This is a genomic window from Halovivax gelatinilyticus (assembly GCF_024300625.1).
Lineage (GTDB): Archaea > Halobacteriota > Halobacteria > Halobacteriales > Natrialbaceae > Halovivax > Halovivax gelatinilyticus.
In genome coordinates, this window is record NZ_CP101322.1 from 1170076 (window position 1) to 1195501 (window position 25426).

Sequence of the window (25426 nt, forward strand, 5' to 3'; positions counted from 1 at the left end):
CCGACTGCAATGAGTGAGTTGCCGATCCAGAGATTCCCGGAGTATCGATCAGTACAGGCCGAACGAGAGCCGATCGCGCGACCCCATGTTTGGCATTGACACGCAATCCATATCCGGCCTGCCGTCTTCTAGAGATCGTTCGAGAGAACGGGTGATCCCGATGAACCAACGCACGAGAGGACGTCGACGATGAAGGACGATACTCGAGTACCAGACTACGCGAGCGTAACGAAGGGCCAGCGTGAGACGTGGTCTAGCGGCGATTTTAACGAGATCGCCCGCCAGAACGTGGAGATGGCCGAGAGACTCTGCAACGCCGTCGACCCACATCCCGGCCAGCGAGTCCTGGACGTGGCCTGTGGAAGCGGAACGGCGGCGCTGATCGCGGAGCGACGGTACTGCGACGTCACGGGGGTAGACTACGTGCCGGAGTTGATCGAGCGAGCGGAGACGCGGGCGCGTGTCAACGGCCAGGAGATCGACTTCCAGGTCGGTGACGCGCAGGACATGCCCTTCCCCGACGAAGACTTCGACGCGGTGGTCTCGGTCTACGGTGTGCAGTTTGCGCCCGACCAGCAACGGGCGGCGCGCGAATTGATCCGAGTGTGCAAACCGGGCGGCACGATCGGCCTGGCGGGCCCGATTCCCGCGGGGTGGAGCGGCGACTGGTTCGAGACGCACGCCCGGTACGTCCCGCCACCCCCCGGCGTCCCGTCGCCCCTCCGGTGGGGAACCAGCGGTGGACTCGACGAACTACTCGGAGCAGGCACGCGGTCGATTACCAGCGAGCGACGAACGACACGGCAGTACTATCGATCGATCGACCACGCGGTGGACGTGTTCAGCACGTACTTCGGTCCGACGATACGGGCGCTCGAAACGCTCGATGCGGCGGGGAGAGCGCGCCTTCGAACCGACCTCGAGGAGGTGTTCGATCGCTACAACCTGGCGACGGACGGGACGGCCATCGTCGAGAACCAGTACGCCCAGACAATCGCCACTCGTGCGTAAGAGGACCGATCGGATTGCGCCGTGTCCAACCCGGTCCGTCGCTGGACTCACGCGGACGACGGTGTACTTGTCGGCCTCATCTCGCGTCTCCGTTACGCCGTCTTCCGTACGCTCCAGTACGGCATCGATCTCTTCGTGGCGGCGCTCGCGGGCGTTCCGTAACCATGAGGACGGACCCACGCGCACGGCGAACTACCCATCCCCGTGTCACCGAACTACTGCCTGTACGTCGGGGTGAGTCCTTCTTTCGAGAGGACCGCGCGCGACGGCAGTGGCGTCGACGACGGGACTCGGACGATACAATTACGGTCCGTCGGTCGACACTGGGTACGTATGACCGTTTTAGCGGCCATCGACGATATCGAACGTTCGACGACCGTCGTCGAGATCGCCCACGATCTCGCCGAAGCCTACGACGACACGCTCGTCGCCTTGCACGTCGTCCCGGAAGCGGAGTTTCAGGAACACCGAGAGTCCATCCGACAGATTCCCGAGTTCGAAGACTACTCGATCGAGCAAGAACAGGGCAGTGCGGCGGAGTTCGCCACGAAGTTCGTCCGGAACGTCGTCGACGACCTCGATCAAAACCGATTCGAAGCGCGCGGACGCATCGGAGACGTCACCGACGAGATCCTGGCCGAAGCCGACCGCCTCGATCCCCGATACCTCGTCATCAGCGGCCGACGACGGTCGCCAACCGGCAAAGCGGTGTTCGGAAACACGACTCAGCAGATCCTGCTCAACGCCGAGTGTCCCGTCGTGACGCGACTGGAATCCTAAATCCGTTAGATCACTAGGTAACACTCTGTTCGAGGTCGGATGCGTACCGAAATGGTACCCAACATTCCGTCAGTACGATTCGACGGTGAGGCCATCGACATGCTCGAAGTCCCCATCGTTCGTGACGATCGCTTCCTCGTAGACGAGTCCGGTGGCCGCGACGATCGCGTCTGCCGGTCCGAGATTCGGCTTCGAGTCGCTCGTCAGGTGCGCACCCTCGACCGTGCCCGCCCGCCTGGCGATTCGTTCGTCGAGCGGGACGACCGGCTTGTTCGCCACGAGCGCGTCGTATACCAGAGCGTTCTCCGCCGGCGTGGCTCCCGCTCCGACCCCGACGTAGAGTTCTTCGACGACGACCGTCGGAACGCGGGTGGGGACGCCAGCGGCTTCGAAATCCGCGGCGAGCGCAAGCGCGGCGTCTTCTTCGGCCCTGAGCGAGATGAGAAACTCGGTGTCGAGGATCATTCTCCGTCCGCACCCACCCGGTCGAGGAGTTTTCGGCGGTCTTCGGCGGCGGTTTCCTCGGAGCGTTCGAGCAGGTCCCGGTGGCGCGCCGCATCCTCGTCGGTGTACCCGCCCGCGAAGTCGAGAAGCGAGTAGTCCGACGTGAGTCGGTCGATCGCCGCCGAAAACGTCTCGTCCTCGCGCTTTTTCGACTTGATGCGCTCGTAGACGTCTTCGTCGAGTCTGACCGTCTTCGTGGCCATGTGTATACGTCGTATACGAGAGACGGTCAATCTTTCGCCGGCCGGCGTTCGATCGCTTGCGTACACGCCGGACTAGGCGTTCTCAACGGTTCTGATCAGTACGCGGGTCTCGAAGGGGACCCCGATACCGCCACGTGTAACAGCGATCGGTAGATACATAATAATTGACTCATAACGGTTGAACGGAAGCGGCGCTCCATCGTTCGCGCGGGGACATGCGCAGAAAATGTCCCGGGTGGGTCCAGCACCCGAGACGTGGCTTCCGAAAACCATGAGGGGTTTTCAGTCACCATGGTACGCTACAAACCTTCGAGACAAAAAGGTCTCGCACGACTGCGGTATCGACAGCGAACGCTACGTCCGGTCGAAATCGTATTTTCCAAACCGGCACGGGCGGAGGATCGTCGATGACCGACAACCCGTTCTGTTACCGGTGTAACGACTCGCTCGACGGTTGCCACTGGATTCGCCTCACGACGGAGCACCGCGGCGCGGTCGCCGACAACTACCGCGACGTCGAGCGGTTCGTCTGTCCCGACTGCCTGGCCGCGATCGGGTTGCTCGAGATCGAACGGTCGGCCGATCCGGCCCGAACGACCGAAGCGCCGACGGACGTCCCCGGACAACCGGGCGTTCGATCCAAACCGGAGACGCCAACCCGACGGACGCCGTCTGAACGATCACCAGGGACGCGACGCTGACGCGGGCCGCACGGGGTATAGACGGACTGGAATCACGCACGGGATGCTCGACGGGTACACGATTGAACGCCGGGTGGGAGTCGAGCGCGAAACGCGTGTTCGACCAGCCGCCGAATCCGATTCACTCGATTGCGTCGATCGACACGAACGCGACCGAAGCGCGGGCTCACCGCGTATCGGGTTCCGAGACGTGCCTGAGGCGCTCGCGGGCGGACTCCCGAACGTCCTCGGCCGTCACGGTCCGATCGATCGTCAGTGGCCGACCGTTCAGGAGAACGGGGTCGGCGGGGCACAACAGGTCGACCAGTTCGTCGGTGGAGGCGGTCCCCGGCGCGCGGAGGGTTCGTCCGAACAGGACGACGCGGTCGGAGAGGAGTTGCTGGATTCCAGAGAGCGAAGATTCGCGGTCGTCGCACGTTCGAGCGACCGATCCCAGGCGGTGGTCGTCCGGAAACGACGTCACGTAGCGAAACTCGTGTTCGTCGAGTCCGACCGAGTCGATGCGATAGTAGTTTTTGACGCTTCCCCCGGCGCTCACCGGACACGCGAGCGGGTGGCCGATCACCCGCGGCGATCGACGGTCGGCGAGCCCGGAGAGCCGAGCGCACTCGACCAGCGGGTACGACAGCGCGAGCAGCGACGCGAACGAGTTCACCGCCGCCGCCGATCGATCCGTCGCGCCGACCACCCCGAGTGCGCCCGCGCGAACGAGCGCCCTCGCCGCCTCGGAGAGCGCGTCGTCCCGCCCCGCCAGGACGATCGCGCCCGCGTCGACTCCGTCGACCGCCCGAAGGTCGATCGAGCCGTCGGCGCACGCTAATACGCCCTCTGACCACGGCAGTTCGCAGAAAAACAGCGCCGCCGGCTCCGAGAGCGTCCGCTCGAATTCCTCGACCGTCGGCGACTCGAGGACGGAAACCGGGCCGCGAAAGCGCTCGTGTCGGTCGAACCGGTCGCGAAACCACGCCGCACGGTCGGGGTCGTCGGTTGCGAACGTCAATCGTGCCGCATCAGGAGACGGCGCCGCGTACGACAGCGCGTTCTCGAACGCCGCCGGACACAGCAGCGGGCCATCCGAACCGTGGCTGTACGCTCGGACGAGCGGATCGGCGTCTAGGTTCCCGATCGCTCGATCCGGCGACCCGGTTCGGGTGCCGCTGCCATTGACGCTCTCGGCGTCGGGACGGTCCCGCGTCGAACTCGTCGGCGTGTCGGTGACACGAACCCGTCCCAGCCGGTGGAGGATCGACGGCAACAGCGGGGCGTCCGCCGACGTCGGTCGCACGACCGCCGAGAGCGGCCACCGCGGGAGGTGGCGCTCGACCACCTCGCTCGACACCTCGAGGTACTCGACGAGCTGCGTCGAGAGCGATTCGCCGTACAGGTTCGGCGGATAGAACGACAGCTCGCCCGCCAGCTCGCCGTAGGCCGACGGGTCGTGCGAGACCGTCCCGGCGGTGCGCACGAGCGTATCGAGGAGAAAACATCGTCCCAGCACGTCGGCGACGCTCGCCTCGAGTTCCGACCCAGATTCGCCCAGCGGGTGGGTGTAGCCGTTCTCGAGGTGGATCGCCGCTTCGTCGCCGGCCTCGACCGTCGCCCCGAGGTAGAACGAAAGCGGCGCGATGCGGTAGGCGTCGGGGAACCGCTCTGGCACGCTGATCGTCACCCCCGTCTCGGGCTTCGACAGGCCGAACGGGACGTCGAGGTGCTCGCCGACGCGGAGTTCCGGGGGGTGTCCGCGGATGGTCGGCCACGTTCGCTCGGACGTACACTCGTGAATCGACGACGCCAGGTACGGAAGCACATCGAGCAGTGCGCCCGCGTCGTCCGGTATCGTGACGGTCGCCTCGGGGCGCGTGTGTAACGAACGCGCGCCGATCACGACCGAGACGGGCTCGGGAAATTCGATCGTCGCGGCGCGGTCGCGCTCGTTCTCGAAGGCGTACTCGTACTCGACCGGCGTCCCCTCGACCCGGACGTACACCATCGTCGCCCCCGTGAGCGAGAGGACGTACGTCCCTGACGGGAGCGAGACCGATTCGTCGTGGATGCCGCCGACCTGCTCGCCGCGGTCGTCCCAGGCGGCGGTACAATAGGCCTGTGGAATCGACAGCCGCTTCGCCGTCGTGCGCACCGCGGCGTCGACCGGGACAGGAAACAGCGCCGTCGTCGCGGACACGAGCGACGATTCGCGGTCCGCGACGACGTCAACCGTCGCGCTCTCGATTTCGTCCCGGACGCGGATTGTCGAGTCGGTGCGCGTGATCGACACCCGCCCACGATCACCGTCCCCGTCGTGCATTCGTCGGAACGAAGCGCGCGGAGGGATATAGGTGGTATGGCTGCGTTTGAACGGACTCCGATACGGCCACCCGAAACAGCGATCAGCAGCTGCCTTTCAATCGAGCAGTGAATTGTAACCACTCGTGACGGCGAGCGGAATCGTCGCCACCATGACGTTGTAGAATTCGGCATAGTCGCCGGAGACGGTCGCCGCCGTGATTGGCAGCTGTCCGCACAGCCGGGGGTCGACACGCTGTTTCCCGGTGTTCGTCGATCGATCACCGGCAAGACCGAGGTTCCTGCCGAGCAAGACGGCGCTCGCGGCGTTCTCAGCGTCCGTCGTGCTCGTCTCGTCGTCGGTCGGTCCTGGCGGACGACGCGGTGAGTCCGTCGACTCAACTCGTATCGCGTCTCCTGAGGTGTCGGTCCGCGCGGCCTCGATCCCCGTTCGACCGATCGCCACAGCCCGGGTAGTGCAAGTTTCACACCCTTGTACGCGGTCGTTCAGCGTTTCACTGCCCCGGTACTGACGTCCCACACGTCCGAACCACGGGTGTCCGGGGTACCAGAGATTCGATTCTGGTCCGTGCCACTACCGAGCGGCCGAACCCGTCGTCGCATCGGCCGAGTACGCCTCCTGGCCCTCGGCCGCCGAGAACGGTTCGAGGCCGTGCCGGACCGCCGTTACGGCGTCTCGACCGGGCCGCCGTGTCCCGATCGGTCGCCGGTTGGCGGTTCACGTCCGCGCCACCGACCGAGGCCCAGCCGTCGCGATCAGGCTTCGAGCGTCGGGGCCAACCCATACACACGTCCGTCTCGTTCGTGAACGTATGACTTCGAAGTCCGACGAGGTTCGGGTCTGGCTGGTCGATCGCGGCTACACCGATCGCGACCTCATCGTCCTCAGGTACGCGACGCCGGACGGCGATCGCGTCTACCGAAGAGAGGTGGCCTCGCAGGCGATCGGAACCGTGACCGCGGCCAGGGGCGTCTCTCCCGACGATCTCGCGTCAGTCGACGAGCCGGAAACCCGCGAGCGATACGCCGACGAGGCCGCCCGGATGGCCGAGCGCCACGCTCCCGACGACTCGGTGTGATCGGTGCTCCCCCGACGAACCGATCTCGTGAGCTGCGGCCCCGACGACGCTACCAATCTTGCGGTCGAAGGAGTGCAACCGCACTGGGCAACGAAGAGCGCTCCCGCCCGGTCTATCGATCCAGCCGAATCGAACCGACCGACGCCGAGATGTCGAGTCGCTCGCCGCCGTCACCGACCGTCCCTTCGACGACCGTTTGACCGAAACCAGCCGACCGCTTCTCGAGGACTGGCGCCTCGATCGAGCCGATGTTCGTCTCGAGCGCGACGTCGGCGTCGATCGAACCCAGCGCCACGTCGATCTCGCCCACCTGCGCGCGGATCTCGGTCGGTCCCCGAATCGCGTCGAGGTCGATCGAGAGCCGGCCGTTTCCGGTTTCCGCGCGATCGACGCCGGTTTCACGGAGTTCGATCGCGCCGTTCTCGCTCCGGACGTCGACGTACCCGTCGTGGTCGGCGACGTCGATCGACCCGTTTACCGTCTCGATGTCCGGCTCGCCGGCGGTCCCCCTGAGCTCGATCGAGCCGTTTTTCGTTCGCGCCTCGGCCACCGCGAGCGACCGCGGCACCGCGAGTTCGAGATCGACCGAGACGGACTCACCCTTCGGCTGCGAGACGCCGATCCGGCGCTCGTCGTCGGCTGTCACCGCCGTCTCGATCGAGACGCGGTCGAGGGCGTCCTCGGAGGGGCCGCGCTTCGTGTACCGCAGGAGGACGTCCTCGCGATCGGTGCCGGTGATCGAGAGCGAACCGTTTTCGGTTCGGACGCCGATCGAGGCCGGTCGGTCGAACGTTCGAGTTCCGGTTCGCCGAACGCGGTCGGCGTCAGCGGTCGAAACGAGCGTCCTGACGAGCGAGTTCACGGCGGTCTGTAGTGCGGTCATACGCAGTTACTCGCCTGCCGAGCCCGTAAGTGATTCCAGAAGGGCCGTTCTGTTGGGAAAGTGGTATGACATTCGACCCCGACGACACCAACTCGATGTCGCCTCACGCTTCGACGTCGAGCACGACTGGCCGGTGGTCGGAGAAGCCGCCGTCGAGGACGGCACACCGCTCGACGGCCAGTTCGGGCGAACAGCAGAAGAGATCGAGGTGGCGATTCGAGACCACGAGGTCGTCGAGCGGGCGCTCGTCTACGGTCTCGCCCGGCGCGTACAGCGAGAGCCCGGCGCGGTCTGTAAGCGGCGAGAGTTCCGAGACGCCGTCGAAGACGTTGAAGTCGCCGGCGACGATCGCCGGTTCGTCGACCGACTCGACCAGGTCGGCGAGTTCGGCGAGCTGGTTGGCCCGACACCGCGAGCCCAGCGAGAGGTGGACGACGAACAGCCGCAGCGACGCGCCGACGCGAACGTCGAGGACGAGCCGCTTCAACCCGCTGGACAGGTACCGCGGGACGACGGTACAGTCCTCGCGGTGGAGCACGCCGTTGGCCAGGTTGCGGTAGATCGGCAGTCGGCCGACGAGGCGGTCGTCGCCGTACTTGTTGTAGCCCGCCCCCTCGTACTCGATGCCGCGCTCGGAGAGCGCCTCGCACAATCGATCGACCTGCCCGTCGGTCGCCGTTCGGACCGAGCCGCGGTCGACTTCGACCAGCGAGATCACGTCGGGGCGCTCGCTGGCGGCGAGGTCGAGAAATCGAGCCGTCGATCGGCGTTCGAGCGACTCGTCGCCGATCAGCGCACCCGGAATCGCCGGGGCGTAGCCGCCGACCGACTCGCGGCGTCTGAGCAGGTACCCCAGGTTACACGCGAGAATTCGCACCAGCAGGGATACGGACGCCGAGGTCATCACTCTGCTGGCTCGCTACAGACGGTGAAACCGACACGGGCTCTCACCGATGCCGATCGGCCAGATACGTCCCGGCCAGTGCGGCTACCTCGGCGCGAAACGCCGAGAGATCGACCGACGCCGCGCCGTGGAACAGCCGCGCGTGTTCCTCGCGGGCGACGGCCTCCATCGTGCGTCCAACGAGCGCGTCGACGTCGACAACGCGTCCCTCCGCCTCGATCGACCGCGCCAGTTTCTCGAACCGATCGTCGGTCGCAAACCTCTTCGCGAGCGTCTCGGCGTCGGCGTCGAACGGCTCGGGTTCCGCCTCGGTCTCGAACGCGGGGTGGAGGATCTTCGCCCGGCCGCCGCGCTTGTTCCGAACGACGACGCCCGCGGCGGGGCCGTCGTACCACGCGGAGGCAGGAATTTCGTACGACGAGGGATCGAAGTCCCGGGCTCTGACCTCGCGCTCGACGACCGTGACCGGCGTCAGTCCCAGCCGATCGAACACCTGCTCGGTGGCGTCGGGCGGGAGAAAGCGCTCCGTCTCGGCCGACCAGACGTCGAAACCGAGCACCGGCGGGAGGCGCTCCCAGTCGTAGGCGATCGCCTGGCGGGTGGTCGCCTCGGCGAAGAACGTCAGGGCCGTGACGTCGTCGACGGCCCGTCGAAGGGCGTCGCGGTCGAACGCTCGCCGAACGTGGCGGACGGCGTGGGCGAGCGGGAGGGGAACGTCGTCCGCGTCGTCGAAGACGGTCGAACGGTCGCCAAAGCGGAGCAGTCCCGACGAGCCGACCTGAAAGCGTAGGTGAACGCCGTCTACCATCTCGAAGAGCCAGAGGTGGCCCGACTCGAACAGCTCCGCGGGGGCGGACTCGGCGCGAGGGATCGGCGGGTATCGGTGCACGGGAAATCGAACGGGCCGGCGACCGCGGACCGCTCCGTTCGGATCACCCGTTCGAGGGGGGACCACTCAACGGTATCGGTCCGGGGACGAGGCACCTCACAGCAGCGGAGAGCGGCTCAGTGTTCGACGCCGAGTTCGAGCGTGTCGTCCAGAAAGGACTCCTCCCAGTCGCGACGGGATTCGATCTCGCGCCGACCCCGACTGGTCACGGTGTAGACGTTGGTCCGCTTGTCCTTCGACCCCTTCTTCAGGAGGCCCTTCTCGACGAGGGTGTCGAGGTTGGGATAGAGGTGGCCGTGCTGGACTTCGGATTCGTAGTAGGACTCGAGTTCGTCCTTGATCGCGAGGCCGTGAGGTTCGTGTAATCCGGCGGTGATATAGAGGAGGTCGCGCTGAAATCCGGTCAGGTCGTACATGAGTGGAGTGTATATCGGACGGGAGATAAATTTATTGAATTTACTATCAGTGAGAAATGGTCGGTTCGAGAGCCCACTCAGTTCAATCGCGATTCGGCTGACTGGTTCCGTTCCGGGGTGGTAGACGGAGTGGGTCGGTCGACGGGTCGGGCTGGTGGACGGGTGAGTCGATCGGCAGGTCGGGTCGATCAAGGCGTTCCAGTCGAACGAGTTCGGACGGGGCGACCGCTCAGTCGCGCACGGACACTGACAGTCGCTCGTCGACGAACAGTTCCATCGAGTCACCCCCACACGTGAGGGTGAGCGAGAGTCCATCCGCCAGTCGCTCGACCGATCGGTCCGTCATCGCGAACTCGCGCGTCCAGACGGGCGCCGCCGCGAGGTCGACGCCGCGGTCGGCGAAGAACGAGACGACGGGTGGGCGGTCGATCACCGTCATGCCGACCGACGCGTAGGACCGGTGCCCGCAGTGGTCGCAGGCCCAGTGGACGTGGTGGTCGATGAGCTCCGTGTCCGTGTAGGGATAGACGTCGACGTCACGAATAGACGGCGTCACCCGGTTCGCACAGAGCGGGCAGCTGCCGCGCCCGAACGCGAAGCGCTCGTGGCGGTTTCTCGCGTCCAGGCGAGCGAGCAGGTCGGGGTCGTCGCCGCGACCGACCGCGCCGGGCGGAACCATCACCATGTCGTAGAAGTGATCGCACGCGTCGCAGGTCAGCCAGAACTCGCCGTAGCTCGAGTCGGCGACGATCGTCCCGTCACACCGGTAGCACCCGATTCCGGTGTCGATCGAGCGCGGCGAGAGGTCGCGGGTGATCGTCCCCGCCCGTATCGTTCGGTAGAGCAACATTCCCGCCGGTCGCATCCGGTAGCCCTCGTCGGTCCGCTCGACGTATCGGCCGACGAGGCGCTGTAAGTGGTAGTTGAACTTGCTGCTGTCGACGTCGCCGTCGGTCGCCCGGCGAAGCTCCGAGAACGGGACGACAGGCGGTGGTTCCGTCCCGTCTCGGCTCGACCCGAGCGCGTAGAGGATCCGCGCGCGGATCTCGTTGCCGACGATCTCGAAGGCGGTGATCGCGTCCTCGCGATCGGCGCGTCCCTCACGGTCCCGCGTCATCGTTCGATCTCTCGGGCCGAACCGCCTAAATCGACCGGTCCGGGCCGGTCGATCGCGAATTACTGTGCCATATCCTACAAAAATAGAGTGCCGGGAGCGTATATGGTCCACCCGACCCTGCATTCGAATATGACCGGATCAGTACACGTCGTCGGGCTCTGCGGGAGCCTGGCGGCAGAGAGCGTCACCCGAATCAGCGTTCGAACGGCACTCGACGGCGCCGCCGAGGTGGGCGGCCGGACGTCCCTGCTCGACCTCCGGACGTACGACCTACCGCCGTTCGATGCGGACGAAGCCGACGCGGGCGACGCGATTGCACTCCGCGGAGCCATCGACGAGGCGGACGCGATCGTCCTCGGGTCGCCGGTCTATCACGGTTCGGTCGCCTCGCCGCTCAAGACCGCGCTCGACTACTGCTCCCGGGCGGAGTTCGAGGGGAAGCCGGTCGGACTCGCCGTCGTCGCCGGCGGCCGATTTCCCAAACCGACCCTCTCACACCTGCGGGAGATCAGCCTCTCACTCGACGCCCGGCCCGTCCCTCGGGGCGTCTGCGTCCCGAACGCCGGTTCCGCGCTCGACGACGGGCAGTTCCGAGACGCGTCGCTCGAAGCGCGACTGGTCGATCTCGGACGATCCGTCGCACGATACGCCGACGTGAGCGAGAAGACGACCGCGACGAACGAGGCGGTCGACGCCGTCTGACCGACGGCGATCCACTCGAATGGAAGAGAGCCCACCGAGAGCGGCGCGTTCGGATACGAACGGTTCCCCGCGAACCGTCGACCCGCCGCCGTTTCGCTACCGCTACTACGCCTACTGCCTGACGCGGAACAACGGCCTGTTCGTCCCCGTCGGCATCCTCTACCTCCAGGAGCGCGGGCTCGGGCTCGACGCGGTCGGGTTCACCCAGGGCGCGTTTCTCGTCGCGCTGGTCGCGTTCCAGTTGCCGAGCGGGTACCTGAGCGACCGTCTCGGCCACCGAACCACGCTCGTCATCGGCTGCGTCGTCGTCTCGCTCGCGATGGCCTGCTACCCGCTCGCCGGCTCGGTATCGACGTTCACCGCACTCTTCGTCGCGTGGGCGTTCGGCTGGGCCTGTCGGACGGGGGCGGGCGAGGCCTGGCTGTACGAGGCCCTGGACGAGCGCGACGCGGCCGCGTCGTACGCGAGAATCGACGGCCGCGGGGCCACCGTCGAGCTGCTCGGGTCGGCCGGCGCCGCCGCGCTCGCGGGCGTCCTGTTCGCGATCGATCCGGCGCTTCCGTTCGTCGGCAACGCCGTCCTGACGGCGCTCGGGATCCCCGTTCTGTTGTCGTTGCCGGCGACGACGTCGACGGGGTCGTTCTCGGTCGACGCGGCGGCCGGGTCGCTCGTCGCGCAGTTGAGTCGGCCGGACGTTCGCTGGTTCGTCGGCTACCTCGCCCTCTTCTACGCGCTGTTCGAGGTCACTCGCGCGTTCGAGCAACCGGCCGCGTCCGAGGTCGGCGTTTCCGTGACTGCGATCGGGCTCATGTACGCCGCGTTCAAGCTGGTTTCGGCGTGCGGGGCGTACGCCTCGGGAGCGGTCGCGGATCGGTTCGGCCCGCGAGCCGTCTTCGGCGTGCAGATTCCGATCGTCGGCGTCGCCTACGCGTCGATCTGGCTGGTTCCCCAGCTGGTGATCGTCGTCTTCTTTCTCACCCGGACGGCCCAATCGCTGACGCGACCGATCCAGAACCAGTACGTGAACGACCGCTTCGACGCCGACGGGCGGGCGACGGCCCTGTCGGGGATCTCGATGGCGACCGCTCTCGCCGGTGCCGTCTCTCAGTTCGCCGGCGGGCTCGTCGCCGTGCGGACCGGCGCCGTCACGCTGCTTCTCGTCGCGGGCGTCGGATTGTCGATCGCCATCGCAACTCTCTGGGTCGCCGCGACGCCCGTTCGGCCGGCGGAGCCACACCGAACCGCCGGCTCCGGGCCGCGAGCCGAGTGAGCGGGCGACACAATGCAGGTCAGCCAGTTATCCGCGCTCACGTCGAACTGTCGACGATGAACGTCCCCACCGACCGCCTGCTGATCATGCTCGTCGTCGCGACCGCGTTCGCCGTCGTCGGCAGCGGTTGGGCCGCCGGGCTCGTCCACGCCGAGGCGACGGGGACCGAGGAGTACCTCCTCCGGATCGCCATCACGGTCGCGTTCGTCGCGGTGCTGATCGTCTTCTGGTTCGCGTTCCGCCGCGCGGACCGCAAAATGGGCCGAATCGAGTGGGTGTATCGTCCGGCCGGTGGTTGCACTCTCAGGGGCGACCGGTTTGACGACACTCGCCGTCGGCCGGCTCTATGGTGAGCGTATCCGACGTCGAGACGGTCGAAACCGAAGACGAGTACGTCCACGTGCGGTTTCGCGACCCGGACCGCTACGACGAGATCCGCACGCCCGACTGGGCCGACGAGCCCGCTCGGTCGGTCTCCGACGGGAGTCAGGTCCGGACCGGCCGGGTCGAGGGCGGTGACGACTGGGAGGTGACGAGCGTGCTGATCGACGAGCACGCCGGCGAAGAAAAAGCGATGGAGCAGGCCCGCGAGATCGTCGAGAAAATCGAATCCTGAGCACCGGCCCGTTCTATTCGACAGTCATTCAGAAAGCGGTTCCGCGGTCGTGCGGAAAGCGGTTCGGCGGTCGTTTCGAAAGCGTTCAGTGGTCGGTCAACGGGCGATTCTGTGGTCGTTTCGTACGCAGTTCGGCAGTCGTTCGACGGCGATCACTCCGCGATCGTCAACACGCCGTTGTTCTCGGTGACGAGGTTCGCTTCGGGCGGTACGTCGAACTCGAACTGTTGCTCACCCGCGACGACGATGGCGGTTTCGTCGACGACGTCGACGGCGATCTCGCCAGCCGACGCGCCGAGGTCGACGGCGATCACGCTTCCGTCGTCGTACTCGTTCACGCGGACGACGATGCCGCGCTCGGTCGCATCCTGGAGCGGTTGTGGAACGTTCATACATGTAATTGGGGGCGAGCACGTGTAAGGGGCTGGCCGGCAGAGGACAGTGTGGGATGTACCGGTACGTGACGCCCCACCCGTGAGAGACCGGTTCGATTCGACAATCGTAACCAGAATGCGTTTCGCCGAACGGTCGGCGTAGCCGCGAGCGGTTTCTGAACACCCTGAAGTGTGGGCCCGGCATACCGGTCTTAAATGGCGGTTTCGACCGGGTCCGAGAACCGACGTGGCCTCGAGTTCTCCGCTGGCGCCTTCACCGGCGCGATAGGAGATACGATTACGGTCCTGCCGCTGGTGATCGGGCTCGCGCTTCTGACGGAGATCTCCCTTCCGCACGTCCTGCTCGCGTTCGGCGCGTTTCAGCTCGTCTGGGGCGTGGTCTACGGGCTTCCGGTCTCGGTCGAACCGATGAAGGCGCTGGCCGCATTGGCGATCGCCGGCGCGCTCACGTACGCCGAGCTGGCGCTTGCCGGGCTGATCCTCGGCGCGGTGTTGCTCGCCGTCGGCGCTGCGGGCGTGCTCGCGGCGGTCGAACGCTGGATCGGCGAGCCCGTCGTTCGCGGCGTGCAGTTCGCCGTCGGCTTGCTGCTGATCGAGACGGGCGTGGATCTCGCGATCTCCGAGCTCTGGCTGGCCGCCGCGAGCGCGGCGATCGTCCTCGCGTTCGTCGCCCTCGGCGCCCGGGAGGCGAGCGGGCTGGTCGTGCTGGCGGTCGCGTTCGCGATCGCGCTCTGGTCGACGGGACTGCCGACGCCTCAGTGGCCCGGCCAACCGCCGACGCCCGCCTACGGCGAGGCGGTCACCCGCGCGACCCTGGAGGGGACGCTCGCCCAACTCGCGATGACGGTGGGCAACGCCGCGCTCGCGACGTCGCTGCTGTTCGCAGACCGGTTCGACGCAGAGGTCTCGCCGGACGCGCTGTCGGTGAGCATGGGGACGACCAATCTGCTCGCCATCCCCGCCGGCGGGATTCCGATGTGTCACGGCTGCGACGGCGTCGCCGGCAAGCACGCCTTCGGCGCCCGGACCGGCGGGGCGAACGTCGTCGCCGGCATCGGCTACCTCGCCGGCGCGTTCGTGCTCACCGGCGCGCTCGTCGCCGCCTTCCCGCTGGCGATGCTCGGCGTGTTGCTGGTACTCGTCGGGATCTCGCTCGGAACGAGCGTGATGCAGTCGTCGATGCTCTGGCTCTCGGTGGCGATCGGAATCGCCTCGCTGCTCGTCAACCTCGGCGTCGCCTTCCTCGCCGGCGTGGTCGTGTACTTGCTCGTCAGGCGGTCGCGACGCGGCGTGTAGCGCTATCTCGCACCTGCCACTTCGGTGAACGAGGTCGTGGGATCGAAAGAATCTACGTCGATCGGGAGGAGTTCCTCACATGGACGGACTCGTCGCGACCATCGCGAAGCTGGCCGGCGCCGGAACCGCGGCGACGCTCTTCGTCGCCACCGGCGTCTACTGGACGATCCGGGGAATCTCCGAGGGCGCCGGGAGCGAAGCGTACGCCGCGCAGGGACTCGGCCTCGCACTGACGTTCGTCGGCTGGGTCGTCCTGGTGGTCCTCGCGATCAACGTCTACGGCGCGTTCGGTCGCGAGTGAGTGCATCGACGGCGACGAACGGACGGCGTGGCGTCGGTCGACCTCTCGAAACCGAAGCCAATTTTTGTCTGCCCGTCGACGTGAAACCATGGTTATTTCGACGGATCCGGCCATCGACCGCTCCGAGTACGATCCGACGGACCTGATCGTTCGAACCGTCGAGGACGCCGTCGTCTACGGCGACGTCGAGTCGGAGACGGTGTTACACGAAGGAGGCCTTCGAATACTCGCGAACGGCTGGATCGAACTCGACACCGGCCGGTTGCTCTCGCCGTCGGCCGTCCACCACGTCGATGTCCGTCCGCCGGCAGACGAACGCGACGAGGTCGACGCCTGACCGACCTGATCACCGATCGGCGGCCGCGTCGTACTGCTCCCGGCTCACGGTGTAGCGGTGCAGATCGTCGACCCGATCGTCCATCGGCACCCAGTTGCGTAGGATGCCGTCGTACTGGCCCTCGTGGGCCTCGACGTAGCGCTCGATCGCCCGTTTCGACGCCTCGTTGCCCTCGTTGTAGCCGGCGGTGACGAGGTCGAGATCGAGTCGCTCGAACGCGAGTTCCATCAGCGCCGCCGCCCGTTCGCCGGAGTAGCCGCGACCCCAGAACGGTTTTCGCAGGATGAGGCCGAGTTGGCCGGTTCGGTGCTCCCACTGACAGGTGAGCGTCGCCAGACCGGCCAGCTCGCCCGCCCCGTCCTCGCCGGGTTTCGGGCGGACCGCGTACGCGGCTCGCTCGGCCTCCTCCCAGCGGCGCTCGGCGTCGTCGATCGCGTCAGCCGCGTCCTTCGTCGTCGCGTACGGCGACTGCGGGACATACTCGAACACTTCGTCCACCCCCTCGGCGTGTCGGGCGGCGAACGCCTCGTACAGTTCGAAGACGTCAACGGTCTCGTGACAGAACCGTTCGAGGCGGAGTCGGTCCGTCTCGATCGATTCGGGGAACATATTCTGCGCGTCACGCTACGAATACACTAACGTGCCGGTCGAACGAGATTCGGGAGGCGCATTTTGACTCACTCTCGGTGTCCGTGGTCGACCGATACGTCGAGGGGCGATTCGTAACATGCATAGATACAAATAGGAAAGGCAATACCATTAAGACATTACCCCGGAATGTATAGAAAGAACGATAGTCGGAGGCGGTCCAGGCGAACGGTGCTCGTCACGGCATCCACCGGAATCGGGGCGTTGACGGCCGGTTGCGGGTTTCTGGAGGATTCGGCGGACGACGACGGTGACGGAGAATCGACGGACGACGACGGTGACGATCCCGACGCGAAACCGGGACAATCGGAAGGCGAGGGCGACACGGAACCGCCGGAGGCGTCGATCTCGCTCGCCGATCACCGAGACGAAGCGGAGTTGCAGATCGACGCCGTAGAGGCGTCGGTAGACGCCACGGTAGAGATCGTCGACTCGGAGGGAGCGACCTTGGCGCCGGCGATCGAACTCGAAGCCGACGAGACGCTGACGGACTACGTCGTCGAGTTCGACGAGCCGCTCGATCGAGCACAAACCGTGACGGCTCGGCTCGTCCACGACGACGAGGTGATCGCCAACGCCGAGACCGTAATTCTGTTCGACCTCATCGAGTTGCCGGTCGGCGACGTGACCTACGTCGAGGCCGAACCGGACCTCGGCTTCAACTACCCGTACTTCGCGTACGTCCCGGACACGATCGGATCCGGTGGCCCGATCTACGTCGAACCGAACAACACCGGCACGTCGACCGACGGATTCGAATTTCATCGAGAGCGGGCGGAAATGAGACTCGACCCGAATATCTGGTTCCGGGAGATCCCCGAACACCTCGGCGCACCGTTTCTCGTGCCCGTCTTCCCGCGCCCCCAGAGCGATCCGGTGAGTGATGAACACTACGTTCACGCGCTCGACGCGGAAACGATGGCGATCGACGACGGACCGCTCGAACGGGTCGACCGACAACTGGTGAAGATGGTCGATCACCTCCGCGCGTCGCTCGACGCGTCCGTGGGGTACGACGCACCGCCCGAGTTCCACCTGAACGGCTATTCGGCGTCGGGCACGTTCGTCAACCGCTTTACGGCGTTACATCCCGACCGGGTCCGGTCCGTCACGGCGGGCGGCGTAAACGGCACGCTGATCCTGCCCCACGAACGCGACGGCGATCGCGACCTCCCGTATCCAATCGGCGTCGACGACGTCGCCGAGTTGACCGGCGACGAGTTCGACGAAGCGGCCTGGGCGTCCGTTCCGCAGTTCATCTACATGGGCGCAGACGACGAGAACGACACCATCCCGTACGACGACGCGTGGAGCGCCACCTTGCGAGAGATCGCGCTCGACATCTACGGCGAGGATATGCAAAACGACCGAATGCCCTACTGCGAGTCGGTGTACGACGACGCCGGAGCGAACGCCCAGTTTCACGTCTACGAGGACGTCGGTCACGACTTCAATCGGGCGATCGGCCGAGACGTCTACGAGTTTCACCGCCAACATCGCGACGAGGACGCACCCTTCGAACCCGTCAACGTCAGGGACGCCCCCGGCCTGAGCGTTTCCTTCGATTCACACCCTCGCGGCGGAGACACACAAATTACGATTCAGATGACCGTCCCGCCGGAGTACCTCTTGGACGGAAAAATCTCCGATGGCTCCGTCGCGCCGATGCTCGATACCGGAACGGAAATCGACTGGCGAGACCGTATCGAATTGTCGGGAGACAGGCACATACGGCCACGCGACATCCCCTTCGACGGCGTGCGTACGTTCGGCACCGAGCGTCCGTTAGAATCCGGCGAACAGGTAACCGTCGGTCTGATGGACGGCTCGATCGTCGCCTCGGAGACGGTCACCGTGGAGTGATCGGTCCGTCGAGAGCGTCACCGATCGCGACAGATGTCGCCGCGAGGCCCGATACTCGGTCACGATTGTCGCCGAAGCGGCCGTTATACGGAGCGACGACTAACGCTCGATGCGATGAGCAAGAACGAGACGAGACAGCACGCGTCAGCCGACGTGGCCCCGGAGCTGTACGAACCGGAGGGGAAATGACGACCGAACCGACCGGCGACGAACGCGACCGACGCGTCGACAGCGAGTCGCGACGCCCCGACGAGGAAGCGACCGCCGAGAATGCGGACGAGCGTCGCCCCGACGCGCACCTGCGCGACGTGCAGGCGGGGGCCGGCTGTACGGAGATCTGGGAGCACCTCGCCGAAGCGAGAGAAGAGTAGCCGAACGTATAGTACCGCGGGCGCCGTACCGATCCATATGTCACGCTGGAGGCCGATCCGAACGGTTCCGCGCCGCCTCTCCGACGCAGTGCCGTCGTTCGTCTTTCTGTCGTGTCCGGACCATCCGGCCAACGGCGGTATCACGGGCGAGGCGGCGCGGTCAGGTTCGCCGACTGACCCGCGCGACCCCGGCCACTCGTCCGAGCGGCCGGATCAGTGACGTCGAGGCTGTATCCACGAGCGACGCCGTCAACACGTCGCGTTCTCGAACGGTGAGACACAGCTATTTCTCCCCCAGCGGTGTGGGTCTACGCCATGTCGGTGCTTTCGACGAACGACGAGGGAAAGTTCCTGATGGACATCAGAGGCGAACAGATCGGCATCGTCACGGAGGTCGACCCCATCGAGCAGGTGGCCTACGTCGATCCGGAGCCGAGTCTGACCAACGCCTGGATGCAAAGTCTCGGACGGGCTAGCGCCGGCGACGACGACATCGAGATTCCGAGCGAGAATATCGTTACTATCACCGACACCGAAATTCGCGTCGACGCCGACCTCTCCAGTCCGGCCACGTGAGCGACGAACGACGTCGAAGGCGGCCAGCGCAGGCGCGTTCGCCGCTGTCGGGCAGTCAAAACGCACATGTCGATCGGCGAATGAGACGGCGACGTGGTGCTACGACCGGACCGCCGCCTCCAGGTTCGTATCGCCGGCGCGCTGGCGCTGGTTCTCACCGTCAACGCGGTCGTCGTCGCGGCCGCGGGGTGGACGCTCGTTCGAGGCGTCTCGGCGAGCGGCCGGTCCGAGTCCGTCGAATTCGGTCTGTGGGCGAGCGTCGGCGCGATACTGCTCGGTGCGGTCGGACTCGTCGCGTACCAGTCTCGCTACGGATCGAACGCGGTCCTCGCCGAGCTCGACGTGGACCGGGTCGAGAGCGATGGCCCGCGCGGTGTCGGGACCCGAGTCTCCCGACTGGCCGTGCAGGCGGGCGTTCCCGCGCCGGCCGTCGCCGTCGCCGATCGCGACGAACCGACCTGTCTCACGGTCAGAACGCGACGGGAGCCGACGATCGTCGTGACCGCAGGATTGCTCGATCGGTTGGCCGACGACGAACTCGACGCCGCGCTCGCCCACGAGGTCGCCCACGTCGCGAACCGGGACCTGGCGGTAGTGAGCGCGGTCGCCGCCACCGTCCGGATCGGCGACAGACAGCTCGAGCGCGAGGGGATGATACGACGCGTCCTCCACGTCGTCGGATGGGCGGCGATGGTCTCGGGGATCGGCGTCGTTCTCTTCGCGATCCCAATCGTCGTCCTCGGGACGCTCTATCTCCTCGTGAGCGCCGTTTCGCGGACCATCCTCGCGGTGAACGCGATCACGCTCGGCCTGTTCGCAAAGACCAGGGAGTACGCCGCTGACCACGGTGCCGTCCAGTTGACCGGCGATCCGGCGGCGCTGGCGAGCGCCCTCGAGACGCTAGACGACGGCGGGCGCCCGGAGACGGACAAGCGATTGCACGCGAGCGCGACGCTCGGGATCGTCCCGCGACCGCTCCGGCTGGACCAGCCGGGTGACGACGAGCGCCACTGGATCGAACCCTGGCTCCCCAGTTCGGAACTGACCCCCGACTCGACCGAACCCGAGCCGGATCGACCCGCGAGCGTCGTCGACCGAATCGGTGCACAGATCGGCGAGTGGATTCGTGCCAGGTTCGTTCGGCCGATCACTACGCGCGTTCGGCGTTACGCCTGGGTTCCACTCCGTTCGCGAGTCAGACGGCTCCGACGATGGCGACCCGCGACCCACCCCAACACCGACGATCGAATCGACCGCCTCCGGGCGATCGAACGCGAGCGCCGAGGCTGACCGGGTCGACGAGGGTGCGGGGGATCGAGCCGGCGAGAATATCGGAATAAGACCGCGTTAGCCGATCACTCCTCGAGCGTTACGACGCCTTCCGTCGAGTTGAACCGAACGCGACGCTCCCCGGAGACGGTCAGGCGCACACGGACGAACGAGACGGCGTCGGGCGGGTGTTCGACTCGAAGAACTGAGGTCCGATCCGTAATATCGTGGGTTTGCATCCACGGGTCCGTGTATGAGCCGTGGAGGGTGAGTTCCTCGCCGTCGTCTTCGAGGCGAGACCACCGGTGGCCGACGGACCCCGAACCGAAGCCGGACTCGACGATCACCAGAAACGACTCGTTGAAGTCGACCGCCTCGAGCGCGTCGTGAACGTCCGCTGGCGTCCGGTCGTCCGCGTATTCCGTCTCGTCGATCGCGTCCTCGTCCACGTAGCGGTGATACTCGTCCTCGGAGGTGACGGCAGTCACCCGATAGGCGTCTCCCTCGTCGAAGTCGGCGTCACCGAATCCGGTGTCGACGATCGCCCATCGGGGGACCGGGAGCGTCTCGAACGAGAGCGACGGGTCCGTCTCGATGGACGTGCCGAGGTACTCGTCGTCCCACTCGTCACCGTCTTCGAGACTGTCGGGCTCCTCGGGCCGCTCGATCTCGTGTGGCGGATCGTCGACCCTGGGATCTTCCTCGACGACCGCGTCGGGCGCGAGGGCCGTCGAAGCGTCGTGATCGTCGTCGGAGCCGGTAAAGCCGTTGCCGAGACAGCCCGCAAGCGCGCACGCAACGGCCACACCCGATCCGGAGAGCACAGTGCGTCGGTGCATCGACCGAACGGACGATTCGGACGGTAAAAACGTCTGGGCAGGGTGAAACGTTCGTTTCAGGGTGGCCGGATCGGGTCGCGTCACTCGCCGTCGTCAACGACGTCGACGATCTCCGGGACGGCGCTCGCCTCCGCGGCGGCGCTCCGATAGTTGAGGAGGGCCCGGTCGAGTCGGTTTTGCCACTCGTCGGTATCGTACTCGGTAACGTCGGATCGGAGACGATCGAGCGTGGTGTCGGCGTTCCCGACCAGCCGGGAGACCGCACGGAGGAGGTGCACACCGAGGGGATCCGAACCGACCGTCTCGCGCGCCGCCTCGATCGAGTCGACCGCCGCTCGTTTCTCGTCCGCGAGATCGTCCGTCGACTCGAGCAATACGACGTCGAGCTCGGCGAGTTCGCGCCAGCCGGGCACGTGGTCGAGATCGGAGAGCGCGCGGGCGACCGTCGCGCGTTCGGCTTTCGTCCGAACGGTCCGCGCCGGGCGATCCGTGTCGTCCGGCTCGTCGAGGTCGCCGGAGTTCGAGAGGTGGACGTCGATCCACCGGTCGTACGCCTGCGAGTCGACGTCGGACTCGTACTCCCACTCCAGGTCCGCGGTTTCAGATTCGATCAGGTCGTCGAGGGCCTCGTACCGGTTCTGAAAGTCGTCTGTGCGGTCCTCGTCACCGTCGATCGTCGCGAAGAACCGGTCGGCGTCGTGGACCGCGTACCGGCCAGTTTCGACCGTCTCCCACGCGACGGGGTTCGAAAACGAGTCGTCGGCCAGGTAGTCGTCGGCGCGAGAGTGGCTCGACCGAGCCGCGCCGAGGCGCTCTTCCGCGTGGGCACCCTGGACGACGACTTGGGTGAGCGCCTCGCCGGCGTACCGGCGTTCGAAGGTCTCGAGTTCGTCGCCGAGGGACTCGTGGGCGGCTCGCAGTTCGTCGCTCGGGCGGCCGGAGTCGGGTTCAAGATAGTGACCGCGGGCGGTGGCACTACTGGCGACCGAGAGCCGATAGGCGTTGAGCGCGTCGTGGCGTTCGTCGCCGTGGCCGATCTCTGCGGGCGGATGTGCGTCGAGTCCAGCTCTCGCGTTCTCGAGGCGGTTGTATTCCGGGTCGTCAGACGTGCCGACGAGTTCGTCGGTCTCACTGACGTGGGCTTTGGCCCACTCGTGGGCCGCTTCGAGGTGTGCGTCGGTGACCTCGACCGGATCGGCTATTGTCGGGACCGGGACGTCGAGGGCCGTCTCGATCGCGTTGACCTCGTCTCGTCGGCGGATCGCCCGACGATTCCAGTAGGCGACGCCGGTCCGACCGAGGACGGTGGCACCGAGGGCGGTGAGGAGGGTCCGTCTGCGGGGACTCATATGTTAAATGGTCAAGGTAAGTCGCCATAAGTCTTCAGATTCGGAGAATGATCGAATCGGTTCGGGGGGTCGGTCGTCGAACGAAGACCGCTCAACGATCGGCGGTTCCGAGCGGACGCCGCCCGGGACCTGCCGCGGGCTGGTCGACTCCGGTCAGACCTCGTCAGGGTACGCCGCCACGCCGAGCTGGACCATCATCTCCATCGAGTCGCTCAACAGCCACTCCTCGGCGACGCGATCGTCTTCTAACCGCATCAGGCTCATCACCGGGACGTCGATCGACTCTCCGGTCGGTTCGATGCCCATGAACTCGCCGTCGTGCGTGCCGCTGATGGTGAGGTGAGTCAGGAGTAACTCGTCGTCGGCCACGGTTCGTTCGATGTCGATCTCGAAGTCCGGGAACGCCGAGCGCAACTCGCGAACCCGCTCTTTGTACGCCTCCGGGCCGTGGATGTCCGGAAGCGATTCCGGCGTGTGCCGGACGAAGTCGTGTGCGAACCGGTCGTCGATCGCGTCGACGTCGCCGTCGTTCCACACGCGTTCTGCGAGCGAAGACATCTCGTCTTTCAGCTGATCTGTCTCTCGTCGTGACTGGGCCATTAGTACACACCCGAACGACCACATGCTATTGTGTGACATACAACGATCCCAGGCGTGCGCTACGGCGGATGCGCAGACGTTCCGACGCAACGGAGGACGATCCACCTCGGCGGGTCCGTCGAGACCCAACGGACGAGTTCCCTACGAACGGTCCGGAGGCACACACCGGATCGGCGTCACCGTGAGCGCAACGATCGATCGGCTCAGACCGCCCCGGTGCGTGCCAGCATCCACCGATGGCCGGCGTAGACGGTCGCGACGAACAACGTGGCGACGAACGCGACCAGCCAGGCGAGCGCGGCGTAGCCGACGACGGCGTGCTCGTACGGACCGACGACGTCCGCAGGGGGTTCGACGGCCACCGGCCCGAAGTGGGCCAGGGTGACGACGGCGAAGATAGCGCCGAAGAGTATCGTCCAGTAGCCCGCACCGACCCGACCGGAACGCGTCAGATAGAGCCCGACCGCGACGAGCGGGTAGATCGCGAGCGTGTAGGTGAAGGGTGTGATCTCCGGAGTTATCGGCCAGCCGACGTGGTTTCCGCGGATCACGTGATCGACGTGATGTCCGATCCCGAACGACGTAGCCACGGCCAACAATGCGTAGAGGCGGGCGTCAACGCTGTCGGATCCCCGCCGCTCGAACGAGCGCGACGGCCACCCCTCGGAGAGGCTCTCGATCATACCGGTACTGATCGAGCGAGCGCAGAGAGAGTTTGGCCAACATGTTGGGGTGGCATCGGTTCGTCACCGACCCCGCGGGGAGATTGGCTCCGGTCCCGTCAGGAACCACTCCAGAATCGTCGCCTCGCCGCGGCGAAGAATTGTGCTCGCCGAGGACTTGTCGATACCGACCGAATCGGCGAGTTCTGCGAGCGTACACTCTCGCGGGACCTCGTAGTAACCCGCACGAAGTGCGGCCGCTAAGAGCTCGCGCTGCCGATCGGTGACCAGCGTCTCGTCGGCAGCCGCGTGGACGATCGAGCCGAGTTCGTAGGCGACGGGAGCGGCCTCCAGGGTTTCGTCTAACTGCTCGAACTCCGCTCGCGTCCCGGTCAGGTCGAACGCGAACCAGCCGGCCTGGGCGACGACCGGGAACTCGATCGGGAGCGAGGAGGACTCGACGAACGCGTAGAGGTCCGTATCGACCGCCTCGTACTTAGCGAGGGCGCGACCGTCGGTCGATTCGAGGAGTTCGTACTGCGAGATCGATGGATGGGATCGCATGGCCGCGACGATCTCGCCCGGCTCGTCGGCGACGACCTCGCCGAGTTCGAGCGCCGCCTCGTCGACGCGATAGCCGGCCAGGAGCCTGAACCGGGCGTCGGGGAATCGGTCCGAAAGCTCCCGCACCCACACCCCGTCGGGTAGTCGAATTCGAAAGCGAGCGCGGATCACGGCGACCCCTCCGACCGGCGCTTGACGTCACCGGGACCGGGTTGATCGGTGATCGAACGCGAGCCGGATCGGGCCGAAGCCAACATGTTGGGAAGTCACGTGGAAGCAGTCGCTCCACGGCTTAAATCACCGTGATCGAGTCGACAAACGGATCGGATCGCGGTGGGCGGATCGACGGCGGTAGAGAGAGGTGTGCGAAGGCGACCAGGAGACTGGACCATCGACGAGACGGAATCGATCGGCGAGGGGAAAGACGATCATATCGGGCGTGTTCTGGCGGTCGAGACATTTCCCCTCAACAGTCCTGTTCGATCCATCGATCCGCAGCGACGTCGGCGACCGGCTCCTCGGAGGCCGGATCCGACTCCAGTTCGGCCCGGTAGACGCCGTCTTCGGTGAGGAGGTACGCCGCGTAGACCGGCGGGTCGTGTGCGACGTCGTCGTCCATCTCGTAGGTCGCCTCGCCCACGGTGTCGACCCGGACGGAGCCGTCGTCTCGGTCGAAATTCCTGGTGACGGCGTTCACGCTGGCGCCGTCGTCGGCCGATTCACGGATCGCCTCGCGTTCGAGCGCTTCGACCGCCACGGTGATCGCATCCTCGTCTGCCCCGTCGATCGCGTCCAGCGAGAGATCAAACTCGTCCGTGGGACACGGCACCGAAGGTGCGTCGGTCGGGTTCGGATCGTCGGTAGTTCGATCGGCCAGGCAGCCGGCGAGGGCGGCCGGTACCAGCGCGATCGAGGCGAGGAGGGCGCGTCGATGCATGCGCGAGCGTTATGGCGGTCCGATAGGTGTTTTCGGGAGA

General features: G+C 66.2%; 34 protein-coding genes. 17 read left to right on the forward strand and 17 right to left on the reverse strand.

What is annotated here, in order from left to right:
- The first annotated feature begins 189 nt into the window (after positions 1 to 189).
- The 3 genes from NKH31_RS05705 to NKH31_RS05715 all read left to right on the forward strand — a co-directional run bounded on the left by NKH31_RS05705 (position 190) and on the right by NKH31_RS05715 (position 1791).
- Complete coding sequence (locus NKH31_RS05705) at positions 190 to 1011, forward strand: class I SAM-dependent methyltransferase (protein ID WP_254864166.1); 822 nt, start codon at positions 190 to 192, stop codon at positions 1009 to 1011.
- A gap of 21 nt (positions 1012 to 1032) precedes the next feature.
- Positions 1033 to 1173 (forward strand): hypothetical protein, encoded by a 141-nt coding sequence (locus NKH31_RS05710; RefSeq protein ID WP_254864167.1) that lies wholly within the window; start codon positions 1033 to 1035, stop codon positions 1171 to 1173.
- 171 nt (positions 1174 to 1344) lie between these two features.
- The gene (locus NKH31_RS05715) at positions 1345 to 1791 is read left to right on the forward strand and encodes a universal stress protein (protein WP_254864168.1); all 447 of its coding nucleotides are present in this window, start codon (positions 1345 to 1347) and stop codon (positions 1789 to 1791) included.
- A gap of 69 nt (positions 1792 to 1860) precedes the next feature.
- Here the strand turns inward: NKH31_RS05715 and NKH31_RS05720 are convergent, their stop codons facing one another.
- Positions 1861 to 2256 carry a PIN domain-containing protein gene (locus tag NKH31_RS05720; protein WP_254864169.1) on the reverse strand — a complete coding sequence of 132 codons (396 nt, stop codon included), beginning with the start codon at positions 2254 to 2256 and terminating at the stop codon, positions 1861 to 1863.
- Positions 2253 to 2498, reverse strand: coding sequence for an antitoxin VapB family protein (locus tag NKH31_RS05725; protein ID WP_254864170.1), 246 nt, complete (start codon positions 2496 to 2498; stop codon positions 2253 to 2255). The genes NKH31_RS05720 and NKH31_RS05725 overlap by 4 nt, the downstream gene beginning before the upstream one ends.
- Positions 2499 to 2905: 407 nt before the next feature.
- Between NKH31_RS05725 and NKH31_RS05730 the strand changes: the two genes are divergently transcribed.
- Entirely contained in the window at positions 2906 to 3199 is a 294-nt protein-coding gene (locus tag NKH31_RS05730; RefSeq protein WP_254864171.1) for a hypothetical protein, read from the forward strand.
- Between the two features lie 166 nt (positions 3200 to 3365).
- On the opposite strand, the gene NKH31_RS05735 is transcribed toward NKH31_RS05730, so the two are convergent.
- Both NKH31_RS05735 and NKH31_RS05740 read right to left on the reverse strand, forming a co-directional pair.
- Positions 3366 to 5504 (reverse strand): hypothetical protein, encoded by a 2139-nt coding sequence (locus NKH31_RS05735; RefSeq protein ID WP_254864172.1) that lies wholly within the window; start codon positions 5502 to 5504, stop codon positions 3366 to 3368.
- A 96-nt stretch (positions 5505 to 5600) separates the two neighbouring features.
- The gene (locus NKH31_RS05740; protein WP_254864173.1) at positions 5601 to 6023 is read right to left on the reverse strand and encodes a hypothetical protein; all 423 of its coding nucleotides are present in this window, start codon (positions 6021 to 6023) and stop codon (positions 5601 to 5603) included.
- 292 nt (positions 6024 to 6315) lie between these two features.
- On the opposite strand from NKH31_RS05740, the gene NKH31_RS05745 reads away from it, so the two are divergent.
- Positions 6316 to 6582 (forward strand): DUF7967 family protein, encoded by a 267-nt coding sequence (locus NKH31_RS05745; RefSeq protein WP_254864174.1) that lies wholly within the window; start codon positions 6316 to 6318, stop codon positions 6580 to 6582.
- Positions 6583 to 6694: 112 nt separating this feature from the next.
- On the opposite strand, the gene NKH31_RS05750 is transcribed toward NKH31_RS05745, so the two are convergent.
- The 5 genes from NKH31_RS05750 to NKH31_RS05770 all read right to left on the reverse strand — a co-directional run bounded on the left by NKH31_RS05750 (position 6695) and on the right by NKH31_RS05770 (position 10791).
- The gene (locus NKH31_RS05750; protein WP_254864175.1) at positions 6695 to 7465 is read right to left on the reverse strand and encodes a DUF4097 family beta strand repeat-containing protein; all 771 of its coding nucleotides are present in this window, start codon (positions 7463 to 7465) and stop codon (positions 6695 to 6697) included.
- Positions 7466 to 7568: 103 nt separating this feature from the next.
- Positions 7569 to 8369: an endonuclease/exonuclease/phosphatase family protein gene (locus NKH31_RS05755; protein ID WP_254864176.1), complete on the reverse strand. Its 801-nt coding sequence runs from the start codon at positions 8367 to 8369 to the stop codon at positions 7569 to 7571.
- A 43-nt stretch (positions 8370 to 8412) separates the two neighbouring features.
- Complete coding sequence (locus NKH31_RS05760; protein ID WP_254864177.1) at positions 8413 to 9258, reverse strand: RNA ligase family protein; 846 nt, start codon at positions 9256 to 9258, stop codon at positions 8413 to 8415.
- Positions 9259 to 9374: 116 nt separating this feature from the next.
- A complete protein-coding gene (locus NKH31_RS05765; RefSeq protein ID WP_254864178.1) occupies positions 9375 to 9674 on the reverse strand; it encodes a helix-turn-helix transcriptional regulator in 300 nt (99 codons plus the stop codon).
- A 229-nt stretch (positions 9675 to 9903) separates the two neighbouring features.
- Positions 9904 to 10791, reverse strand: a complete 888-nt coding sequence (locus tag NKH31_RS05770) for a DUF7351 domain-containing protein (protein WP_254864179.1) — start codon at positions 10789 to 10791, stop codon at positions 9904 to 9906.
- A 129-nt stretch (positions 10792 to 10920) separates the two neighbouring features.
- Between NKH31_RS05770 and NKH31_RS05775 the strand changes: the two genes are divergently transcribed.
- The 4 genes from NKH31_RS05775 to NKH31_RS05790 are packed head-to-tail and all read left to right on the forward strand — an operon-like array spanning position 10921 to position 13379.
- The gene (locus tag NKH31_RS05775; RefSeq protein ID WP_254864180.1) at positions 10921 to 11493 is read left to right on the forward strand and encodes an NADPH-dependent FMN reductase; all 573 of its coding nucleotides are present in this window, start codon (positions 10921 to 10923) and stop codon (positions 11491 to 11493) included.
- Positions 11494 to 11512: 19 nt separating this feature from the next.
- Positions 11513 to 12763, forward strand: coding sequence for an MFS transporter (locus NKH31_RS05780; protein WP_254864181.1), 1251 nt, complete (start codon positions 11513 to 11515; stop codon positions 12761 to 12763).
- A 56-nt stretch (positions 12764 to 12819) separates the two neighbouring features.
- A complete protein-coding gene (locus NKH31_RS05785) occupies positions 12820 to 13116 on the forward strand; it encodes a hypothetical protein (RefSeq protein WP_425492314.1) in 297 nt (98 codons plus the stop codon).
- Positions 13110 to 13379 (forward strand): hypothetical protein, encoded by a 270-nt coding sequence (locus tag NKH31_RS05790; RefSeq protein WP_254864182.1) that lies wholly within the window; start codon positions 13110 to 13112, stop codon positions 13377 to 13379. Before NKH31_RS05785 ends, NKH31_RS05790 begins: the two co-directional genes overlap by 7 nt.
- Before the next feature lie 152 nt (positions 13380 to 13531).
- Here NKH31_RS05790 and NKH31_RS05795 read toward each other — a convergent pair whose 3' ends face one another.
- On the reverse strand, positions 13532 to 13771 hold the full coding sequence (locus tag NKH31_RS05795; RefSeq protein ID WP_254864183.1) for a DUF7127 family protein: 240 nt from the start codon (positions 13769 to 13771) through the stop codon (positions 13532 to 13534).
- A 198-nt stretch (positions 13772 to 13969) separates the two neighbouring features.
- On the opposite strand from NKH31_RS05795, the gene NKH31_RS05800 reads away from it, so the two are divergent.
- The 3 genes from NKH31_RS05800 (at position 13970) to NKH31_RS05810 (ending at position 15708) form a co-directional block, all read left to right on the forward strand.
- Positions 13970 to 15070: a putative sulfate/molybdate transporter gene (locus NKH31_RS05800; RefSeq protein ID WP_254864184.1), complete on the forward strand. Its 1101-nt coding sequence runs from the start codon at positions 13970 to 13972 to the stop codon at positions 15068 to 15070.
- Between the two features lie 79 nt (positions 15071 to 15149).
- Positions 15150 to 15371: a hypothetical protein gene (locus NKH31_RS05805; RefSeq protein ID WP_254864185.1), complete on the forward strand. Its 222-nt coding sequence runs from the start codon at positions 15150 to 15152 to the stop codon at positions 15369 to 15371.
- An 88-nt stretch (positions 15372 to 15459) separates the two neighbouring features.
- On the forward strand, positions 15460 to 15708 hold the full coding sequence (locus NKH31_RS05810) for a hypothetical protein (RefSeq protein ID WP_254864186.1): 249 nt from the start codon (positions 15460 to 15462) through the stop codon (positions 15706 to 15708).
- Between the two features lie 9 nt (positions 15709 to 15717).
- Here NKH31_RS05810 and NKH31_RS05815 read toward each other — a convergent pair whose 3' ends face one another.
- Positions 15718 to 16317 carry a GNAT family N-acetyltransferase gene (locus NKH31_RS05815; RefSeq protein ID WP_254864187.1) on the reverse strand — a complete coding sequence of 200 codons (600 nt, stop codon included), beginning with the start codon at positions 16315 to 16317 and terminating at the stop codon, positions 15718 to 15720.
- 210 nt (positions 16318 to 16527) lie between these two features.
- Between NKH31_RS05815 and NKH31_RS05820 the strand changes: the two genes are divergently transcribed.
- From NKH31_RS05820 to NKH31_RS05840, 5 genes are all read left to right on the forward strand, one after another.
- Entirely contained in the window at positions 16528 to 18219 is a 1692-nt protein-coding gene (locus NKH31_RS05820) for a hypothetical protein (RefSeq protein ID WP_254864188.1), read from the forward strand.
- 185 nt (positions 18220 to 18404) lie between these two features.
- Positions 18405 to 18590 (forward strand): hypothetical protein, encoded by a 186-nt coding sequence (locus NKH31_RS05825; protein WP_254864189.1) that lies wholly within the window; start codon positions 18405 to 18407, stop codon positions 18588 to 18590.
- Between the two features lie 37 nt (positions 18591 to 18627).
- Positions 18628 to 18810 carry a hypothetical protein gene (locus NKH31_RS05830; RefSeq protein WP_254864190.1) on the forward strand — a complete coding sequence of 61 codons (183 nt, stop codon included), beginning with the start codon at positions 18628 to 18630 and terminating at the stop codon, positions 18808 to 18810.
- Positions 18811 to 18905: 95 nt separating this feature from the next.
- Entirely contained in the window at positions 18906 to 19166 is a 261-nt protein-coding gene (locus NKH31_RS05835; RefSeq protein ID WP_254864191.1) for a hypothetical protein, read from the forward strand.
- A 93-nt stretch (positions 19167 to 19259) separates the two neighbouring features.
- The gene (locus tag NKH31_RS05840; RefSeq protein WP_254864192.1) at positions 19260 to 20456 is read left to right on the forward strand and encodes a M48 family metallopeptidase; all 1197 of its coding nucleotides are present in this window, start codon (positions 19260 to 19262) and stop codon (positions 20454 to 20456) included.
- A 65-nt stretch (positions 20457 to 20521) separates the two neighbouring features.
- Here NKH31_RS05840 and NKH31_RS05845 read toward each other — a convergent pair whose 3' ends face one another.
- The 6 genes from NKH31_RS05845 to NKH31_RS05870 all read right to left on the reverse strand — a co-directional run bounded on the left by NKH31_RS05845 (position 20522) and on the right by NKH31_RS05870 (position 25386).
- Positions 20522 to 21274, reverse strand: coding sequence for a hypothetical protein (locus NKH31_RS05845; RefSeq protein ID WP_254864193.1), 753 nt, complete (start codon positions 21272 to 21274; stop codon positions 20522 to 20524).
- Between the two features lie 80 nt (positions 21275 to 21354).
- Positions 21355 to 22623 carry a hypothetical protein gene (locus NKH31_RS05850; protein ID WP_254864194.1) on the reverse strand — a complete coding sequence of 423 codons (1269 nt, stop codon included), beginning with the start codon at positions 22621 to 22623 and terminating at the stop codon, positions 21355 to 21357.
- Positions 22624 to 22776: 153 nt separating this feature from the next.
- Positions 22777 to 23223, reverse strand: a complete 447-nt coding sequence (locus NKH31_RS05855) for an ester cyclase (protein WP_254864195.1) — start codon at positions 23221 to 23223, stop codon at positions 22777 to 22779.
- 203 nt (positions 23224 to 23426) lie between these two features.
- Positions 23427 to 23906 (reverse strand): hypothetical protein, encoded by a 480-nt coding sequence (locus NKH31_RS05860; protein ID WP_254864196.1) that lies wholly within the window; start codon positions 23904 to 23906, stop codon positions 23427 to 23429.
- Between the two features lie 63 nt (positions 23907 to 23969).
- Entirely contained in the window at positions 23970 to 24620 is a 651-nt protein-coding gene (locus tag NKH31_RS05865) for a helix-turn-helix domain-containing protein (RefSeq protein ID WP_254864197.1), read from the reverse strand.
- Positions 24621 to 24915: 295 nt separating this feature from the next.
- Positions 24916 to 25386 (reverse strand): hypothetical protein, encoded by a 471-nt coding sequence (locus tag NKH31_RS05870; protein WP_254864198.1) that lies wholly within the window; start codon positions 25384 to 25386, stop codon positions 24916 to 24918.
- Positions 25387 to 25426 lie beyond the last annotated feature (40 nt).